Annotated in this window: 20 protein-coding genes; 11 read left to right on the forward strand and 9 right to left on the reverse strand. The window is 63.7% G+C overall.

The features are described 5' to 3' along the window. The first annotated feature begins 15 nt into the window (after nt 1-15). Nucleotides 16-765 carry an SDR family oxidoreductase gene (locus ACGYK4_RS08865; RefSeq protein WP_394456065.1) on the forward strand — a complete coding sequence of 250 codons (750 nt, stop codon included), beginning with the start codon at nt 16-18 and terminating at the stop codon, nt 763-765. Next, nucleotides 762-1,376, forward strand: a complete 615-nt coding sequence (locus tag ACGYK4_RS08870; RefSeq protein ID WP_394456067.1) for an enoyl-CoA hydratase/isomerase family protein — start codon at nt 762-764, stop codon at nt 1,374-1,376. The genes ACGYK4_RS08865 and ACGYK4_RS08870 overlap by 4 nt, the downstream gene beginning before the upstream one ends. On the opposite strand, the gene ACGYK4_RS08875 is transcribed toward ACGYK4_RS08870, so the two are convergent. Then, complete coding sequence (locus ACGYK4_RS08875) at nt 1,373-1,678, reverse strand: HNH endonuclease (protein ID WP_231886283.1); 306 nt, start codon at nt 1,676-1,678, stop codon at nt 1,373-1,375. The genes ACGYK4_RS08870 and ACGYK4_RS08875 overlap by 4 nt on opposite strands. A 121-nt stretch (nt 1,679-1,799) precedes the next feature. On the opposite strand from ACGYK4_RS08875, the gene ACGYK4_RS08880 reads away from it, so the two are divergent. Then, nucleotides 1,800-2,978, forward strand: coding sequence for a TIGR03862 family flavoprotein (locus ACGYK4_RS08880; protein WP_394430767.1), 1,179 nt, complete (start codon nt 1,800-1,802; stop codon nt 2,976-2,978). On the opposite strand, the gene ACGYK4_RS08885 is transcribed toward ACGYK4_RS08880, so the two are convergent. The 5 genes from ACGYK4_RS08885 to ACGYK4_RS08905 form a co-directional block, all read right to left on the reverse strand. After that, nucleotides 2,975-3,568: a glutathione S-transferase family protein gene (locus ACGYK4_RS08885; protein ID WP_394456069.1), complete on the reverse strand. Its 594-nt coding sequence runs from the start codon at nt 3,566-3,568 to the stop codon at nt 2,975-2,977. The genes ACGYK4_RS08880 and ACGYK4_RS08885 overlap by 4 nt on opposite strands. A 19-nt stretch (nt 3,569-3,587) precedes the next feature. Continuing rightward, on the reverse strand, nt 3,588-4,586 hold the full coding sequence (holA, locus tag ACGYK4_RS08890; protein ID WP_394456071.1) for a DNA polymerase III subunit delta: 999 nt from the start codon (nt 4,584-4,586) through the stop codon (nt 3,588-3,590). Continuing rightward, on the reverse strand, nt 4,583-5,083 hold the full coding sequence (lptE, locus tag ACGYK4_RS08895) for an LPS assembly lipoprotein LptE (RefSeq protein WP_271688836.1): 501 nt from the start codon (nt 5,081-5,083) through the stop codon (nt 4,583-4,585). Before lptE ends, holA begins: the two co-directional genes overlap by 4 nt. After that, nucleotides 5,070-7,616: a leucine--tRNA ligase gene (gene leuS, locus ACGYK4_RS08900; RefSeq protein ID WP_394456073.1), complete on the reverse strand. Its 2,547-nt coding sequence runs from the start codon at nt 7,614-7,616 to the stop codon at nt 5,070-5,072. The genes lptE and leuS overlap by 14 nt, the downstream gene beginning before the upstream one ends. Nucleotides 7,617-7,698: 82 nt before the next feature. Next, nucleotides 7,699-8,193, reverse strand: a complete 495-nt coding sequence (locus ACGYK4_RS08905; protein ID WP_067261722.1) for a DUF3576 domain-containing protein — start codon at nt 8,191-8,193, stop codon at nt 7,699-7,701. Nucleotides 8,194-8,472: 279 nt separating this feature from the next. On the opposite strand from ACGYK4_RS08905, the gene ACGYK4_RS08910 reads away from it, so the two are divergent. Next, complete coding sequence (locus tag ACGYK4_RS08910; protein WP_271692891.1) at nt 8,473-9,369, forward strand: porin; 897 nt, start codon at nt 8,473-8,475, stop codon at nt 9,367-9,369. Nucleotides 9,370-9,471: 102 nt separating this feature from the next. Then, on the forward strand, nt 9,472-10,125 hold the full coding sequence (locus ACGYK4_RS08915) for a YggS family pyridoxal phosphate-dependent enzyme (RefSeq protein WP_394456075.1): 654 nt from the start codon (nt 9,472-9,474) through the stop codon (nt 10,123-10,125). Here ACGYK4_RS08915 and ACGYK4_RS08920 read toward each other — a convergent pair. Further along, nucleotides 10,115-10,609 (reverse strand): L,D-transpeptidase, encoded by a 495-nt coding sequence (locus tag ACGYK4_RS08920; protein ID WP_394456077.1) that lies wholly within the window; start codon nt 10,607-10,609, stop codon nt 10,115-10,117. The two genes, ACGYK4_RS08915 and ACGYK4_RS08920, sit on opposite strands and share 11 nt — an antisense overlap. Further along, nucleotides 10,606-11,697, reverse strand: a complete 1,092-nt coding sequence (gene ribA / locus ACGYK4_RS08925) for a GTP cyclohydrolase II (protein WP_394456079.1) — start codon at nt 11,695-11,697, stop codon at nt 10,606-10,608. The genes ACGYK4_RS08920 and ribA overlap by 4 nt, the downstream gene beginning before the upstream one ends. Before the next feature lie 162 nt (nt 11,698-11,859). Here ribA and ACGYK4_RS08930 point away from each other — a divergent pair, with 162 nt between their 5' ends. The 5 genes from ACGYK4_RS08930 to ACGYK4_RS08950 all read left to right on the forward strand — a co-directional run bounded on the left by ACGYK4_RS08930 (nt 11,860) and on the right by ACGYK4_RS08950 (nt 15,453). Beyond that, nucleotides 11,860-12,546, forward strand: a complete 687-nt coding sequence (locus ACGYK4_RS08930) for a response regulator transcription factor (protein WP_067261731.1) — start codon at nt 11,860-11,862, stop codon at nt 12,544-12,546. Nucleotides 12,547-12,838: 292 nt separating this feature from the next. Beyond that, nucleotides 12,839-13,627, forward strand: coding sequence for an exodeoxyribonuclease III (locus ACGYK4_RS08935; protein WP_394456081.1), 789 nt, complete (start codon nt 12,839-12,841; stop codon nt 13,625-13,627). 54 nt (nt 13,628-13,681) lie between these two features. Then, nucleotides 13,682-14,602, forward strand: coding sequence for a thioredoxin (gene trxA / locus ACGYK4_RS08940; RefSeq protein WP_067261734.1), 921 nt, complete (start codon nt 13,682-13,684; stop codon nt 14,600-14,602). A gap of 27 nt (nt 14,603-14,629) precedes the next feature. Beyond that, a complete protein-coding gene (locus tag ACGYK4_RS08945) occupies nt 14,630-15,274 on the forward strand; it encodes an LON peptidase substrate-binding domain-containing protein (RefSeq protein WP_394430784.1) in 645 nt (214 codons plus the stop codon). Beyond that, nucleotides 15,271-15,453, forward strand: coding sequence for a Trm112 family protein (locus ACGYK4_RS08950; RefSeq protein WP_067261737.1), 183 nt, complete (start codon nt 15,271-15,273; stop codon nt 15,451-15,453). The genes ACGYK4_RS08945 and ACGYK4_RS08950 overlap by 4 nt, the downstream gene beginning before the upstream one ends. Nucleotides 15,454-15,468: 15 nt before the next feature. On the opposite strand, the gene ACGYK4_RS08955 is transcribed toward ACGYK4_RS08950, so the two are convergent. Continuing rightward, nucleotides 15,469-16,695, reverse strand: a complete 1,227-nt coding sequence (locus ACGYK4_RS08955) for an FAD-dependent oxidoreductase (RefSeq protein WP_394430786.1) — start codon at nt 16,693-16,695, stop codon at nt 15,469-15,471. 85 nt (nt 16,696-16,780) lie between these two features. Between ACGYK4_RS08955 and ACGYK4_RS08960 the strand changes: the two genes are divergently transcribed. Then, the gene (locus ACGYK4_RS08960; RefSeq protein WP_394430788.1) at nt 16,781-18,115 is read left to right on the forward strand and encodes an amidase; all 1,335 of its coding nucleotides are present in this window, start codon (nt 16,781-16,783) and stop codon (nt 18,113-18,115) included. The last annotated feature ends 94 nt before the right edge of the window (nt 18,116-18,209 follow it).

Below are 18,209 nucleotides of genomic sequence, written 5' to 3' on the forward strand. Positions count from 1 at the left end.
GCGGAAGGATCCCCCATGGACATGACAGGCAAGACGATCATGATTACCGGCGCCAGCCGGGGCATCGGCGCCGCCGCCGCGCGCGTGTTCGCCGAGGCGGGCGGCAATGTCGCCCTGTTGGCGCGCAGTCAGGATGCCATCGCCGAATTGGCCGGAGAATTGGGCAAACAGGCCATCGCCATCCCCTGCGACGTGACCCGCTATAACGAGATGACCTCGGCGGTCGAGACCACGCGCCGGGCCTTTGGTGGCCTCGACGTTCTGATCAACAATGCAGGCGTGATCGACCCGATTTCGCTCATGGGAGAGGCCGATCCTGCGGATTGGGCCAAGGCGATCAACATCAATGTCACAGGGGTCTTCCACGGCATGCGCGCGGCGCTGCCCTTGATGAAGGAAAACGGCGGCGGCACGGTGCTGACGATCTCTTCGGGCGCGGCGCATAACCCGGTCGAGGCTTGGAGCCACTACTGCGCGTCAAAGGCGGCGGCGAATATGCTGACCCAGTGTTTGCACCACGAAGAGGGCGGCAACGGCATCCGCGCCATCGGCCTGTCTCCCGGCACCGTGGCCACCGACATGCAGCGCGACATCAAGCACAGCGGCGTGAACCCGGTCAGCCAGTTGGATTGGGACGTGCATATCCCCGCCGATTGGCCCGCCCGCGCGCTGCTGTGGATGTGCGGCCCGGAGGCGGATCGTTTCTTGGGCGATGAGATTTCCCTGCGCGACGAAGGCATCCGCAAGGCGGTGGGCCTAATATGATCGAGCTTGACCGCGCGGGCGACATCTGGACCGTCACGATCAACCGCCCCGACAAGGCCAATTCCCTGACCCATGCCATGCTGGTCGAATTGGCCGAGATCATGGAAGCGGCGCAGGCCGCCCGCGCGGTGATCCTGACCGGGCGCGGCAAGGTGTTTTCTGCCGGGGCCGATCTGGAAGAGGCGCGGGCCGGGCTGGCCAAGTCTGACGTCTGGGAGCGTCTGTCGGGCGCGGTGGCCGCCCTGCCGGGGCTGAGCATCGCGGCACTCAACGGCACGTTGGCGGGCGGTGCGATGGGCATGGCGCTGGCCTGTGATCTGCGCATCGCGGTGCCGGGGGCGAAGTTCTTCTATCCTGTGATGAAGCTGGGCTTTTTGCCGCAGCCCTCTGACCCGGCGCGGATGGCCGCGCTGATCGGCCCTGCGCGGACCAAGCTTTTGCTGATGGGCGGGCAAAAGATCACGGCCGAAGAGGCGCTGACTTTTGGCCTGATCGACCGCATCGTCGCGGCGGAGGAGGTGCAAGATCACGCGCAGGCGCTGGCCGCCGACACAGTGGCGGCAAGTCCGGACATCGCGCAGGAAATCAAACGGATGTGCGGCCCCGCCTAACGTTTGCGCGTGCCTCCGGGCACTTTAGAGCGGAAGCCCGGCGGGCGTTTCGCCACCCATGCGGCGAATTTGGCAAGCCTCGGATGACTGCGCAGTGCTTCGGGCGTGTTATAGTGCCGCGCCAGTTCGGTCTCGGTCAGGGCGGCGTGCACCTCTCGGTGGCAGATGTGATGCATCAGCACCGTCGGCCCGCCCTTGCCGCCGCGCAGTTTGGGGATCAGGTGATGCAGGCTCTGCGGCACGTCCTCGGGGATGGGCCGGTGGCAGAGCGGGCAATGTGGCACGGTTTCGCCTTGGGTCACGGTCTTCCCTTTCGCTTGCATTGCAGGGCCACGGCAGGCAAGAGGATGTGTCAAATCCTCCCTAAGGCAAGGACAGGCCCATGGCTTCCCCGTCAGACAAGCAGACCCAAGGGCGCGCCGCGTGACCCGCGCCTTGGTCATCGGGGGCGGCCCGGCGGGGCTGATGGCGGCAGAGGTCATGGCGCAGGCGGGGCTGTCGGTCACGCTTTGTGAGGCGAAACCTTCGGTCGGGCGCAAGTTTTTGATGGCAGGCAAATCCGGGTTGAACCTGACCAAGTCCGAGCCCTTGGCCCCCTTCCTCGCCGCCTACGAAGAAGCGCAGCCAGCCTTGCGGCCCATGCTGGAGGCTTTCGATGCCCAAGCGGTGCAGGACTGGGCCGAAGGGCTGGGGCAAGCGGTCTTTACCGGCTCCACCGGGCGGGTTTTCCCCCGGGCGATGAAGGCCTCGTCACTGCTGCGGGCATGGCTTGCGCGGCTGGCTGAAGGCGGGGTGACGATCAACACCCGCTGGCACTGGCGGGGCTGGGAAGGGGATGCATTCACCTTTGATACGCCCGGCGGGCGGGAAGCGGTCGAGGCCGATGTGACGGTGATGGCCCTTGGCGGGGCGAGTTGGCGGCGGCTTGGCGCCACTGGCGAATGGGCGCCCCTGCTGGTGGCGCGTGGCGTGGACCTGCAGGATTTCGCCCCGGCCAATGTCGGGCTGCTGGTCGATTGGTCACCACACATGACCCGTCATTTCGGCGCGGCGCTAAAAGGGGTGGCGTGGCGCGCGGGCCCCTACCGCTCGCGCGGGGAGGCGGTGATCTCGGCCCGTGGGCTGGAGGGGGGCGGCATCTATAGCGTCTCACGCGGGCTGCGCGAGGGGCAGGGGCTGACGCTTGATCTACTGCCGGACTTGCGGGCCGACGAGGTGGCGGCGCGTTTGGCAAAGCCGCGCGGCAAGGACAGTCAGGCCAACCATCTGCGCAAACGGCTGAAGCTGAGCCTCGCCCAGATCGCGCTGCTGCAAGAGATGGCCCGCCCGCTGCCGCAGGAGGCCGAGGCGCTGGCCGCCTTGCTGAAAGACCTGCCTATCGCCCACGCCGGGCTGCGCCCGATGGATGAGGCGATTTCGACGGCGGGGGGGATACGGCTCGACGCGCTGAACGCGGGGCTGATGCTGCGTGCGCTGCCGGGCGTCTTTGCCGCAGGGGAAATGCTGGATTGGGAAGCGCCCACGGGCGGCTATCTGATCAACGGCTGTCTGGCGACCGGCCATTGGGCAGGCCGCCATGCTGTGGAATGGGCGCGGGGTTAACCGTTTTCCTTGGTCATCGCGGCGAGGAAAGCGGGGCGCTCGCGCAGGGATTTCGCCCAGAGGTTCAGCTTGTCATCCACCCGTGGAAACTTCGCGCCGATGGACCAGTTGATGCAATGCACCGCCAAGAGGTCGGGCAGGGTGATCTGATCCCCCATCAGGAACGGCCCCTCAAGCCGGTCGGACAGGGTTTTGGCGGCGCGTTCGAACTCGGCCTTCAGACTGTCCTTGATCGCTGGCACGCGGGCCTCTTCGGGGAAGACGAAACTGTGCTTTGCCGCGGCCCAAAGCACCGCGTCGAATTCGTCGATCAGCCAAAAGGTCATCGCATCCTGCCACGCCCGCGCGGGCGTTCCGGCGGGGGCGGTGAGCGCTCCGTGTTTGTCGGCGAGATAGGTCATGATGGCAACGGAATCGGTCAGCACCTCATCGCCATCCACCAGCGCCGGGATCTTGCCCGAAGGGTTGTATTTGCGCGCCTCGTCCGAGCGGGGTGCCGCGGGGTTCAAATCGTAGGGCTGGCCCAATTCTTCGAGCATCCACATGACGCGAAAGGCGCGGGTCTTGGTGCCGCCGATGACTGTGTACATTGAATTTCCTCTCCCAAAATCAACGTTGTGCGCCCAGCATCGCCAGACGGATAAAGGCCCGCTCTACCAGCGCCAGCGCCGGGGCGTGCTGGCCTGCGGAGCGCAGCTTGAGGTCCGTCTCGGTCAGCACCGCCAGCGCGGTTTCCAGCTTTATCGCGCCCCAGTTGCGGGCTTGGCGCATGGCGCGGTCGCGGTCGCGCACGCCGTAGATCGGCGCGCCGGGGTTGGCGGCGATGCGGTAGAGAGTGCGGAAATGCCGGGTGGCCATGATGGTCAGGGTCACCGGGTTCACGCCTTGGCCTTGCAGCTTGCTCATCACCGGGCCAATCTCAGCGGCGCGGGTCTCGGCCACCACATGCAGGATGTCGTCGACCTCGGCCTCGGTCGAGGTGGGGGCGCAGGCGGCGATGTCATCAAGGCCGATGGGAGTGCCGTCGCCCAGTTTATAAAGCGTGATCTTCTCCAGCGTCTGCCGGAAATCGCCGGGGTCGAGGGTGCGGGCCAGATCGGTCAGGGCGGCCATGGCGTCGGCCTCAGGCGTGAGCTTCGCGTCCTTTAGCATCTGCTCGATCTCGGCCCGGTCGGGCGGGTTGTCGTAGATCGCGGTGGCAAAGGCGTTGGGGTGGCTCTCAAAGGCCTTCAGCACCTTTGAGGTCTTCTTGAGATCGCCGCCGGTGACCACGATCTGCGCATCGCCGGGCTGCCATTCCTTCAGCGCGTCGAGCAGGATTTTGGCGATATTGTCATTCGCCTCTTCCACCAGCGCGGCACGCGGGCCGGGGAAGAAACCGACCGCCTTGATCGCATCCAGCAGCATCGCCGGATCGCGGCGCAATTCGCCCGCGGGCATCCGGCTGAGGCGCATTTCCTCTTCGGCATTGGGGCCGAGCAGGTTTTTCAGGAATTCCTGCCGTTTCAGCGCCACGCGCATCGCGTCGCTGCCATAGATCAACAGCCCCGTGCGTGCGGGATCGGGCCGCGCGAAATAGGGTTTCGCCTCGCGCGGGGGCAGTTTCATTGGGGCAGGTCGGCCGCATAAAGGCGGCTGATCACGAGGTCCGCGAGGATGGTCATCAGACGTTCCTGCGCGTCCAGTTCCGCCGCGCGGGTCGCCACGGTGGTGCCGGTGGCGGAATAGCCGGTGAAGCTTTCGACCTTGCCCGAGGTCACGATCTGCCCGCTGTCGAGGTCACGCAGCGCATAGGCGGTGGTGCCGACAAGGTTGTAGCGCCGCGTGTTGCCTTCGCTGTCGATGGCCAGCCCGTCTTCGACCGTGGTGGTGGTCAGCGCCAGCCCCCAGCGGGGGGTGGCGGCACGGCCAAGGCGGCTTTCCACCTCGCGCACCAGAAAATAGCCAAAGCGGTCTTCCGGCGCGTCCACCAGCACGCGGTTTTGCAATGCCGTGCCCGCGCCGCCGGGTCCATAGACCGGCTCGAACCCGCAGGCGGCAAGCGCCAGTAGGGGCAGGGCCAGCAGGAAGCGGCGGCGCATATGGGTGGTCTTAGGCAACGACATTCACAATCCGTCCGGGCACGACGATGACCTTTTTCGGCGTGGCCCCGTCCAGCGTTCGAATGACAGCTTCATGCGCCAGCGCGGTTTTTTCAACCTCTTCCTTCGGCATATCGGCGGGCACTTGGATTTCCGCCCGGCGTTTGCCGTTGATCTGGATCGGCAGGGTCACGGTGTGGTCGACCAGCATCTTCTCATCCGCCTTCGGCCAAGGCGCCTTAGTGATCAGCCCTTCGCCGCCCTGATGCGCCCAAATGTCTTCCGACAGGTGCGGGGTCATCGGCGACATGAGCTGCGCCAGCGTCATGATCGCTTCGCGCTGCGCGGCATAGCCCGCCTTGGATTTCTGCAAGGTCGCGGTGAAGGCATAAAGCTTGGCAATCGCGGCATTAAAGCCAAAGGATTCGATGCCCATGGTCACGTCATGGATCGTCTTATGCATGGCGCGCAGCAGCTCGTCGTCGCCCGAGCCCGCCGCCTCGCGGTCCATCTCGGCCACGCGGTCACAGATGTTCCACACGCGCGAGAGGTGTTTATAGGCGGCTTCCGCGCCGGAGGCGGTCCATTCCACGTCCCGCTCGGGGGGCGAATCGCTCAGCACGAACCAACGCGCGGTATCGGCGCCGTAGTTCGAGATGATGTGCAGCGGGTCGACGACGTTCTTCTTGGACTTCGACATCTTGGCGGAAGGGATGATCTCAACCTCGGTGCCATCGGCAAGTTTGCCATCACTCACCTCTTCGGGCAGGTGATAGACCGGGCGGCCATTTCCGTCGCGGGTCTGGTAGATCTCATGCGTCACCATGCCTTGGGTAAAGAGCGCGTCGAACGGCTCCACCGCGCTTTCGGGCAGGTGGCCGGTGATCTGCATCGCACGAGCAAAGAAGCGCGAGTAGAGCAGGTGCAAGATCGCATGTTCGATGCCGCCGATATATTGATCGACGTTCATCCAGTATTGCGCGTCTTCCATGACGGTCGGCGTCTCGGCACGCGGCGCGGTGAAACGGGCGAAATACCACGAACTGTCGACGAAAGTGTCCATCGTGTCGGTCTCGCGCAGGGCGTCCTTGCCACAGGCGGGGCAGGCGCAGTTGCGCCATGTCGGGTGCCGGTCGAGCGGGTTGCCCGGCGTGTCGAAGCTGACATCGTAAGGAAGCTCGATCGGCAGGTTTTCTTTCTTTTCCGGCACCACGCCGCAGTCGTCGCAATGCACAACCGGAATCGGGCAGCCCCAGTAGCGCTGGCGCGAGAGGCCCCAGTCGCGCAGGCGGTATTTGGTGACGCCTTGGCCGATGCCATTGTCTTCGCAAAAGGCGATGGCGGCATCGACGGCCTCTTCGCCGGTCTGCCACTGGTCGCCCGCGAAGCCCCGGTTGTAGAACACCTTTTCGGTCTTCGGCGGGACGAAAGCGGCGTCCAGCTCGGGCGCGGCATCCTCGGACGGCAGGAAGGTAGAGATAATCGGCAGGTCGTATTTCGTGGCGAACTCGAAGTCGCGCGGATCATGCGCCGGACAACCAAAGATCGCGCCGGTGCCATAGTCCATCAGGATGAAGTTGGCGATATAGACGGGCAGTTCATGGGCCGTGTCGAAGGGGTGGCGGACGCGGATGCCAGTGTCCATCCCCAGCTTCTCGGCGGTCTCGATGGCCTCTTCCGTGGTGCCGCCCTTGCGGCACTCGGCGCAGAAGGCCGCCACGGTTTCGTCGTCCCGCTCCAGCGTTTTGGCCAGCGGGTGGTCGGGCGAAATGCCGACAAAAGACGCGCCCAGCAGCGTATCGGGGCGGGTGGTATAGACTTCGATGCGGTCGAAGCCCTCGGGTGCTTCGATGGTCGAGAAGGCAAACTGCAGCCCGCGCGATTTGCCGATCCAGTTCGCCTGCATCAGCTTTACCTTCGCGGGCCAGTTGTCGAGGCTGTCGAGCGCAGAGAGCAACTCTTCGGAGTGGTCCGAAATCTTAAAGAACCACTGCGTCAACTCGCGCCGCTCCACCGGCGCACCAGAGCGCCAGCCGCAGCCGTTTTCGACCTGCTCGTTGGCCAGCACGGTCATATCGACCGGATCCCAGTTCACCACCGCGTTCTTGCGATAGACGAGGCCCTTCTCGAGGAAGTCCAAAAACAACGCCTGCTGCTGGCCGTAGTAGCCGGGATGGCAGGTGGCGATCTCGCGGCTCCAGTCAATCGACAGGCCGAGAGGTTTCATCTGCTTTTTCATCTCGGCGATGTTGTCATAGGTCCAATCCGCCGGGTGGCCGCCGATCGCCATGGCGGCGTTCTCGGCGGGCATGCCGAAGGCGTCCCAGCCCATCGGGTGCAGCACGTTATGCCCGGTGGCGATCTTGTAGCGCGCGATCACGTCGCCCATCGTGTAGTTGCGCACATGGCCCATGTGGATGCGCCCCGAAGGGTAGGGGAACATCTCAAGCACATAGTATTTCGGCTTGTCGGCGTTGCGAACGGCCTGAAAAACGCCATCCTTTTCCCAGGCTTGCTGCCAGCGGGCTTCGATCTCGGCGGGGGTATAGCGGGGCATGAGGGGACCTTCGTGACATGAAAAACGCCGGGCTGCTGTTTTCACAAGGCCCGGCGCTGGAACGGTGTTGAGTTAAGCGGGCTCAGAATTTGCTGTCGGACACGCGCATTTCCCGCGCCCGGCTGAGGATCGCATCCTCGACCGCGCGGGTGGTGGCCCGTGCCACGGGCTGGCCGCCCGAAGATTGCAGCGCCACATTGAGCGAGCGTGCGTCCAGCGCCGGATCGTCGATCAGAACGGTCGCGCGATAGGCGCGGCCCCCGCCCGGCGGGGTGCCATAGCCTGTGACGATCACCCCGGTGAAAGGATCAACCGATTGCACAGGCAGGAAGTTCAGCACTTCGAGCGAGGCCGACCAGAGGTATTTGTTCACCGAAACGCTGGTGTCGGTGTTCTTGCGGTTGAAGATCGACCAAATCGTATTGTCGGGATTGGTCTCAATGTTATTGGGGTTGTTCGGATTGGTGTATTGATCCGGCCGATCTGTGGCCGGGCTGCCAAAGCTCCCGCCACAGGCGGTCAGCGCGCTGAGCGCCAGAACGGAGATTGCCATCTTGCAAGCGGTACGAAGGGCCATTGCAGCTTTCCTTTGCCTGTTTGCGCTCCGGTCTATCCAAGCAGGCCCTTATCGGCAAGGTCTATGTCATAGGAGCGCGCTGCGCGGCATCGGCGCCGCCATAGGCAAAGCCGCGGCTCTGGGGTGAAGGAACTGTGGCATAGCTGCACCAACCCCGGCGACATTGCGGGTGGGGAGGCCGTGAACCTTGCCAAGTGCAGGGGATTGGGGGCAAACAGCCTGCATACCCTTACCGGATTCCCCGGTCTGGGCATATGAATTCAAACCGAGGGAAAACTCATGAAAAAAGTTCTCTTCGCTACAACAGCCCTGGTTGCGACCGCCGGTGTAGCAGCAGCAGACGTGACATTCGGCGGCTACGGCCGTTTTGGTGTCCTGTACACGGACGACGATTCCGCAGGCACGGACTCCACAGATATTACCAGCCGTTTCCGCCTGCAGATCGACGCAACGGCAGAATCCGATGCTGGCGTTGTTTTCGGTGCACGTGTTCGCCTTGAAGGTGAAGAACGCGATGCAGCCGGCGGCAAGCGTCCTGAGTTCAACGGTGTGCGCTATTTTGCGCGTTCCGGTGGCTTTGAAGTTGGCGTTGGTAACATCTTCGGTGCTCTGGAATCCATGCCGGGTCAGTACCCTGTCGACATGGGTCTGACAGGCTTGGGCTATGACTATGTTGCATTTGATGATCGTGGTGACCAGTATTCCTCTGGTACTCTGGGTAACTCTGGTGACAACGCTGTTGAAGTTCTTTACTCCGCGGGCGATCTGGCTGTGCATGTGTCGGCATCCGATACAGACGACCGCGTTGCCGGTTACGTTGCTTATACATGGAGCGGCTGGACCTTTGCGGTTGGTGGTCAAGATTCCGACGAGGCAAGCGACACCGAGTGGACAGCGACAGCTGGTGGTTCCTTCGGCATCGCCGACGTAACTCTGGCATACGCTGACAACGGCACAGCTGGCGATCGCATGGTTCTGGCGGGCCGTTTTGAGGTTGGCGCGGCTACCGATATCGAAGTTTACGTATCGGACAACGATGGTGGGGCCGAAGATGGCACCAGCTATGGTGTAGACTTCAATCATGACCTTGGTGGCGGTACTTCGCTGCGTGGCGGTGTAGTCAAGCTTTTGAACGACGACGTTCAGGCCGACATGGGTGTTCGCTTCAACTTCTAAGTTGAACGACATACTGTGAATATTGGGGCAGGCCTTTCAGTCTGCCCCTTTTCTTTTGCCTACCGCTGTTGTTTTCTGCGCGCCTGACATGGAGGGCCGAAAATGAGTCTGAGCGACATCCAAAACCGCATCTCGAAAGCCGAAGCCGATGCAGGCCGCGCGGCGGGGTCGGTCAAGCTGATCGCCGTCAGCAAGGTTCAGCCCGATGCGCGTGTGCGTGCGGTCTTGGAAGAGGGGCATCGCTCTTTCGGAGAGAACCGCGTGCAAGAGGCGGCGGGCAAATGGCCCGGTTTTCGCGAGGATTTTGACGGGATCGATCTGCACATCATCGGCCCCTTGCAAAGCAACAAGGTTCGGCAGGCGATGGAACTGGCCGAGGCGATCCACACGGTCGACCGCCCCAAACTGGCCAAGACCATCGCGCGGTTGGCGCAGGAAATGGGCCGCTGCCCCGACCTCTTTATTCAGGTGAATACGGGCGAGGAAGAGCAGAAGGCGGGCGTGATGCCCCGCGACGCGGATGCGTTTATCACCGAGTGTCGCGCGCTGGACCTGCCGATTAAGGGGTTGATGTGCATCCCGCCGGTGGACGAGGCGCCGTCGCTGCATTTCGCCCTGCTGGCCAAGATCGCCGCGCGCAACGATCTGACCGGCCTGTCGATGGGCATGAGCGGCGACTTCGAGCAGGCCATCGCACTGGGCGCCACCCATGTGCGTGTGGGCTCCGCCATCTTCGGCGAGCGGGTTAGCGGATAATCAACCGCGTTGCCGGACCCACATGCGCGGCGATCTTGTGGAGGTCGCTCCGTGCAAAGGCGATGCACCCCTCGGTAGGATAGCCCGGCCGCCGCCATTGATGGATAAAGATCGCGGAGCCGCGTCCTGCCGTGGCATCGGGCCAGTTCCAATCGGTCAGGATCACCAGATCATAAAGCGGATCGGCGCGGCGCAGGGCCTCATGACTATGGGGGTAGGGGGAGCGGACGCGATGGTTGTAATCGGGTTGGCCACTGGCGTCGGACCACAGATCGCCCGGACCGATCGGCTGGGCCCAAGCGCTTGGCGCCGGGATGCGGTCAGGCCGGTAGAGCATCCCCACAAGACGATGCACCCCGCGCGGCGTGGCGCCATCGCCTTCGCGTTTGTCATCGGTCAGCCCGCCCTTGCCGATGCTACAGGCATAGCGCCGCCCCTGAAACCGCAGCCCCGTCGGCGTGACCACCATGTCGTTCGGGGTCATAGCAGATGCCCCGATTTCGCGGCTTTGGTGGCCAGATAGGCGCTGTTGTGGCGGTTCTCGCCCACGGCCAGCGGGACACGCTCGGTCACGGCGATGCCGCTTTGCTCCATCATGCCCACCTTGCGGGGGTTGTTGGTCAGCAGGCGCACGGCGGAGAACCCCATCGAGCGCAGGATGTCGGCACCGAGGCGGAAGTCGCGCTCGTCATCCTCGAACCCCAGCCGGTGATTGGCCTCGACGGTGTCAAACCCCTGATCCTGCAGGGAATAGGCGCGCATCTTATTGGCAAGACCGATGCCGCGGCCCTCTTGGTTGAGGTACAAAAGCACGCCATGCCCCTCGCCGCCCATCTGCGCCAGCGCGGCGCGCAGTTGTGGGCCGCAGTCGCATTTCAGGCTGCCCATCAGATCACCGGTGAAACAGGCCGAATGCAGGCGACAAAGGACCGGCGTGTCGCGGGCAGGGCGGCCGATTTCGATGGCGTAATGTTCTTCGCCGCCATCCTCGGGGCGGAAGATATGCAGACGCCCGGCCTCGGAGACCTCCATCGGCAGGCGGGCGTTCACCACCGGATGCAGCGCGCTGCGCTCGGCAAGGATCGGGGCGGCGGCGGTGAGGTCAATCAAGGTCAGACCATGCGTCCGCGCGAAATCGGTCCCCTGCGGCAGATCAAGCACCAGTGCGGCGGGCAGCATCCGGGCGGCTTTCACCAGATCAATCGCGGCGCGATGCGCCGCCGTATGGCCACCCCGCGCGGTCTGAAGTGGCCCTTTCATCGGGGCGCGCAGGTCATCCGCCGGATCGGCGATGCTTTGCACCCAAGCAGGTGTCGCCCCCTCAGGCAGCAGCACCCGGGCGAGATTGCCATCATAGGCCCGCGCCTTGAGCGTTTCGGCCCGCCGCGCGGTGATCGCCAGCACCGGCGCACCGCCCAAGGCCAGCACATCCGCAAGGCGTTGCGCGGTCAGCGTCTCTGCCGCCAGCACGAGGGCGGCCTGCGCCGCATCCGCCAGAATCACGGGCACGCCCATGCGCAGATCGGCCCGCGCACGCGCCAGTTGTTCGGTGATGTCCGGGGCGAAACTCATGGTTTGTTGCAACTCCGCAAAGGCTTCCCCGTCTATCTAGGTTATATCGCAAGGAATTGAAACATTTCACGCTTTGTTGACACGAGGCTGTGAGACAGTGGTCACATCCCTTGTCCGGGCCCCGCCCAAGGCGCATGTATAAGACAACAGACGGAGAGACAGATGGCCCAGCTTAAGAAAATCCTGCTTGTCGATGACGACGATGACCTGCGCGAAGCGCTGAGCGAGCAGTTGATCATGACCGAGGATTTCGACGTTTTCGAAGCGGCCAATGGCACCGAGGCGATGACCAAGGCGAAAGAGGCGCTTTACGATCTCATCATCCTCGACGTGGGCCTGCCCGATACCGATGGCCGCGAGCTGTGTCGCCTGATGCGCAAACAGGGGGTGAAAAGCCCGATTCTGATGCTCACGGGCCATGACACCGATGCCGACACGATCCTCGGCCTTGATGCCGGGGCGAATGACTATGTCACCAAGCCGTTCAAATTCCCGGTCCTGTTGGCCCGCATCCGCGCGCAGCTGCGCCAGCATGAACAGTCCGAAGATGCCGTCTTCCAGCTGGGGCCCTATACGTTCAAACCCGCGATGAAGGTGCTGACGACGGAGGACGACCGCAAGGTGCGTCTGACCGAGAAAGAAACCAATATCCTCAAGTTCCTTTACCGCTCCAACGACGGTGTGGTGCCGCGCGATGTGTTGCTGCATGAGGTCTGGGGGTATAACGCGGGCGTCACGACGCATACGCTTGAAACCCATATCTACCGCCTGCGGCAGAAGATCGAGCCTGACCCCTCGAACGCCCGTTTGCTGGTGACGGAATCCGGTGGCTATCGCCTGATGGCATAAAAACCGGGAACCAATTCCGACCCCCGTGGTTGGAATACCTGAGAGGCGGGGTTTTCATGACCCGCACCTCGGTTTGAAGCCCGACTTTTGTACCCGGGTAAAGGTACATACCTCCCTGTTGGACTGGCCGGGCCTTTGTGCCCGGTCTTTTTTTGGGGGGGGAGATCGTCGCCCCGGACCGAAATCAAGCCGTGGACGATGGCCCTCACCGCAAGGAAGCCCCATTTCCGCATGGCACCCCCGCGCCGCCCGCGTTACTGTGCCGAACCACCCCCAGACCGGAGCCTCCCCCATGTCCTTTACCCTCGCCACTTGGAACATCAACTCCGTCCGCCTGCGCGAGCCATTGGTGCTGAAACTGCTGGCCGAACACGGGCCGGATGTCCTCTGCTTGCAGGAATGCAAAAGCCCCGTGGACAAGATCCCCGTCGAGGCGTTCAAGGCGGCGGGCTACACCCATATGGTGGCGCGCGGGCAGAAGGGCTACAACGGGGTGGCGATCCTGTCGAAACTGCCGCTGGTGGACGCGGGCGATCAGGATTTCGCCATGCTGGGCCACGCCCGCCATGTGGCGGCCAAGCTGGAGAACGGCGCGACGATCCACAACTTCTACGTCCCCGCAGGCGGCGACAAACCCGACCGCGAGATCAATGAGAAGTTTGGCCAAAAGCTCGATTACCTCTCTGAGATGCGCGACTGGTTCCATGGCGACAAGCCCGAGAAGTCGATCCTTGTGGGGGACCTCAACATCGCCCCGCGTGAGGATGACGTCTGGGATCATAAGAAGCTGCTAAAGATCGTCAGCCACACCCCGGTCGAGGTCGAAGCGCTTGGCGCGGTGCAGGATGCGGGCAATTGGGTCGACATCACGCGGCAGGATGTGCCGGAGGGCAAACTCTATAGCTGGTGGTCCTACCGCGCCGCCGATTGGGATGCCGCCGACAAGGGCCGCAGGCTGGATCATATCTGGGCCACATCGGATATCGCGCAGGCCGGGCACTCTAGCCACATCGTCCGCGATGCGCGCGGTTGGGAGAAACCCAGCGACCACGCGCCGGTTTTTGCCAGTTTTCACCTTTGAATCGCGCCCCTGCACGTCCATATAAGGCCAAACGCGATTAGCGAGGATAACAGCATGACCGACCTGAACCTTTCCACCGCCGCCCCCGCGGATGCCGATCTGATCAAGGACACGACCGAGGCGACCTTCATGGCTGATGTGGTCGATGCCTCGCAAACGGTGCCGGTGATCGTTGATTTCTGGGCGCCGTGGTGCGGCCCTTGCAAGACGCTTGGCCCGATGCTGGAAGACGCCGTGCGCGCGGCCAAAGGCGCGGTGAAGATGGTGAAGGTCAACGTCGATCAGGCCCAGAACATCGCCGGTCAGTTGCAAATCCAATCAATCCCGACGGTCTATGCCTTCTACAAAGGCCAGCCGGTCGACGGTTTCCAAGGCGCGCTGCCGCAGTCCGAGATCAAAGCCTTCGTCGACCGTGTGGTAAAAGCGGGGGGCGGCGAAGCGCCCGGTGACACGCTGGCCGATGCCGTCGCCGCCGCCGAAGAGATGCTGGCCGAAGGGGCCGCCACAGATGCGGCGCAGACCTTTGCCGCGATCCTAGAAGAAGACCCGATGAACGCGCCTGCCTATGGCGGCATGGTCCGGTCCCATATCGCCATGGGCGCCTTGGATCAGGCCGAGGCGCTGCTGAACGGCGCGCCGATTGAAATCTCCAAGGCTCCCGAACTTGAGGCCGCCCATGCCCAGTTGCAACTGGCCCATCAGGCCGCCGATGCCGGCCCCGTGGCCGAGCTGACCGAGAAGGTCGAGGCCAATCCCGACGACCATCAGGCGCGCTTCGATTTGGCTCAAGCGCTCTATGCCCATGACAATGCCGAGGCTGCCGTCGAGCACCTGCTAGAGCTTTTCCGCCGCGATCGGGAGTGGAACGAAGGCGCTGCCAAGACGCAACTTTTCACTATTTTCGAGGCACTTAAGCCCAATGATCCGGTGGTGCTGAATGGCCGTCGCAAACTGTCATCAATGATATTTGCCTGAGGCCTCGGTCGCGCTAAGTCCCTTGTCATGATCAAGCCAGCAGAACTGCCCAAGACTATTGCGATCTTTCCGTTGGCAGGGGCGCTGCTGCTGCCCCGCTCACGGCTGCCGCTGCATATCTTCGAGCCGCGCTATCTTCAGATGATCGAAGACGCGCTCAAGACAGACACGCGGTTGATCGGCATGGTCCAGCCCAACGAACTGCCCGGTCGCGACGGCCATGGGCTGCACCAGATCGGCTGCGCGGGCCGCATAACCCAGTTTTCCGAGACCGAGGATGGCCGCTATATGGTGACCCTTGGCGGCATCTCGCGCTTTCGCGTGGTGGAGGAGATCGAGGGCTTTTCCCCCTATCGCCGCTGCGATGTGAATTGGTCGGGCTTTGACCGCGATCTGGGCGAGGATGAGGTCGACGACAGCTTTGACCGGGCGCGGTTTCTTGACCTTCTGGGGCGCTATTTCGACAGCCGCGGGCTTTCCGCCGATTGGGACACGCTGAAAGACGCCGAAGATGAGTTGCTGATTAACTCCCTGTCGATGATGCTGGAGTTCGAGGCCGAGGATAAACAGGCGCTGTTGGAAGCGCCTTCGCTGGAGACCCGGCGGGAGACATTGGTGACATTGATCGAATTCGCGATGCGCGGCGGTCAGGAAGAGGGCTTGATGCAATGACAGATGCGACCGTTCAATTTGACCGCCGGATGCTGGAGGCATTGATCTGCCCGCGCACGCAGACGACGCTGACCTATGACGCGGAAAAGCAAGAGCTGGTGTCGAAAGCCGCCAGCTTGGCCTATCCGATCCGCAATGGCATTCCCGTCATGCTGCCGGACGAAGCGCGGAGGCTGTAACGCCCCGCCGCTCCGTTACAGGGGCTTGCCACGCATCAACCGGGGCAGCTCCCCCGTCAGCCCTGCGGCTTCGCGGATAAAGGTTCGGCGCAGGCCGGGTAGGGCGTTGATTGCGGCCATGCCCAAGTCGCGGGCCAGCCGCAAGAGCGCATTATCGTTTGAAAACAGCCGGTTGAAACTGTCGGTCGCCAGCGCGAGGCTGGCATTGTCGAAACGCCGCCATTCCTGATAGCGTGCGAGGACCGCGTCGTTTCCGGGGTCTTCGCCCCGGCGAACCGCATCGGAAATCACCTCAGCCAAGGCTGCCACATCGCGCAGTCCCGCGTTCAAGCCCTGACCTGCAATGGGATGCACCCCATGCGCCGCGTCGCCCAAAAGCGCCACGCGCGAAGCGGTCATGGAATGGGCCAGCGACAGGCCCAGCGGATAGCTGTAGCGCGGGCCGGTCAGCGAAAGCTCCCCCAAAAAACTGCCAAAGCGCGGGCGCAGCACCTCAAGGTATTGCGCATCCGGCAGGGCGTTGATCGCGGCGGCATTGGCGCTGGCTTCGCTCCAGACGATCAGGGAGCGGTTGCCGGTCAGCGGCAGGATCGCCAGCGGGCCGGGGGGCATGAAGAATTGATGCGCGATGCCGTGGTGCGGCTTTTCATGATCCACCACGCAGACCAGCGCCGTCTGACCATAGGACCATGCGACACGCTTGATGCCCGCGCGTTCCGCCGTGCCGCTGCCGCGGCCATCGGCCCCCACCGCCAGCCGTGCGCGCAGGGTCTTGCCGCCCTCAAGCGTCAGAGTGATGCCGGTCGGCGCCACCGATTGCCCCGTAACGCGGGTGTCGTTCATCATCGTGATCGCCGGATCGGCGGCAGCCGCTTTCAGCAGCGCGCGGCGCAGGTGGCGGTCTTCGACCATCTGGCCCATCGGGCCTTCTTCGATCTCGGCATGATCGAAATGCATGAACATGGGCGAGGGGCCGGTTCCGGCACGCCCATCGGTGACCTTGATCTCCAGCATCGGCTGGGCGTCATCCGCGATGTCAGGCCAGATGCCGATGCCTTCCATCAACCTGACCGAGGTCAGCGCTAGCGCATAGGCGCGCCCATCGAAGGCGGCATTCTCAAACGTTTGCGCGGGCTGGGCGTCAATCACCGCCACGCGCAGTCCCGCGCGGCTGAGGGCCAAGGCAAGGGCGGGGCCGTTCAGCCCACCGCCGATGATCGCGATATCGTGGTCAAAATCCATGGCCCTAGATATGACCTGCGCGCGGGGATTGTCCATGCGCCGAACGGTCGCTAGGTTCGCCAAGAACAGCGGTAAGGGGCACGACATGCAAGAATGGTTGGAAATGACGGCGGCGGATTTGGGGCGCGGGATCGCGGCGGGCGATATCGACCCGGTGGCGCTTTGCGATGCCTATCTCGATGCCATCGACGCACATCCGATGCGCGACCGTATCTATGCCCGCGTCACCCCTGACCGCGCCCGCGCCGAAGCCGCCGCGGCGGCTGAGCGGGCCCGCGACGGCCAGCGCCTGTCACCGCTCGACGGGGTGCCGATCTCTTGGAAAGACCTCTTCGATACCGCCGGAACGGCCACCGAGGCGGGCTCCAAACTGCTGGAAGGCCGGGTGCCAGAGCGTGACGCCGAAGTGCTCGCCAGCGCGACGGCCTTGGGGCTGGTCTGCTTGGGCAAGACGCATATGAGCGAATTGGCCTTCTCGGGCCTTGGCCATAACCCCAGCACCGCCACACCGCCCTGCGTGAACGAGCCGGACAGCGTCTCGGGCGGGTCGTCCTCAGGCGCGGCGGCTTCGGTTGCCTTTGGCTTGGCGGCGGCGGCGATCGGGTCGGATACTGGCGGGTCGGTGCGCATCCCGGCGGCGTGGAACGATCTGGTGGGGCTCAAGACCACCGCAGGCCGTGTCTCCCTTGCCGGGACCGTGCCGCTCGCGGCGAAGTTCGACACGGTTGGCCCGCTTTGCCGTTCGGTCGAAGATGCGACGCTGCTGCTTGCCGCCTTGGAGGGGGGCAAGCCTGCCGATCTGCAAGAGAGCGAGTTGGAGGGCTGCCGTTTCGCGGTGCTGACCAATGTGGTGATGGATGAGCTATCCGATGAGCCCAAAGCGGCCTTTGACGCGGCGGTAGCGCGGTTGCGCGAGGCCGGTGCCACAGTCGATGAAATCACCGTGCCCGAAGTCGAAGAGGCGATGCCGCTGAGTTCCTGTCTCTACACCACCGAAGCCTATGGGTTGTGGCGCGATGTGATCGAAGCCGACCCCGATGCCATGTTCAGCGAAATTCTTGAGCGTTTCCGGTTGGGTAAGGGGTTCTCCGGCCCCGATTACGTCGCCGCTTGGGCCAAGCTCGATCTGGCGCGGGCAGGCTATGACCGGGCCGTGGCGGGCTATGACGCCGTGTTGGTACCCACTGCACCCATGCTGCCGCCGAACATCGAACGGCTGAACAGCGATCACGACTACTACCTCGCGCAGAATCTCCTGTCCCTGCGCAACACGCGAGTCGCGAATCTAATGGGGCTTTGCGCGCTTACCTTGCCGACCGATACGCCCTCTTGCGGCATTTCTCTGATGTGCGCACCGGGGGCCGAAGAACAGCTTTTGCGCCTTGGTGCGGCGGCTGAAGCGGCCCTGCGCGAGGCCTAAGAGCGCACGACCGAAAAGCCACAAGGGCGGCAAAACTCCCCGGTTTTTCTGGACGGGAGAGGCGCCCTTGGGTACCTTGGGGCAAACGGGGCGC

Origin of the sequence: Sulfitobacter sp. 1A13368, from assembly GCF_043557275.1 — a bacterium.
Classification (GTDB): domain Bacteria; phylum Pseudomonadota; class Alphaproteobacteria; order Rhodobacterales; family Rhodobacteraceae; genus Sulfitobacter; species Sulfitobacter faviae.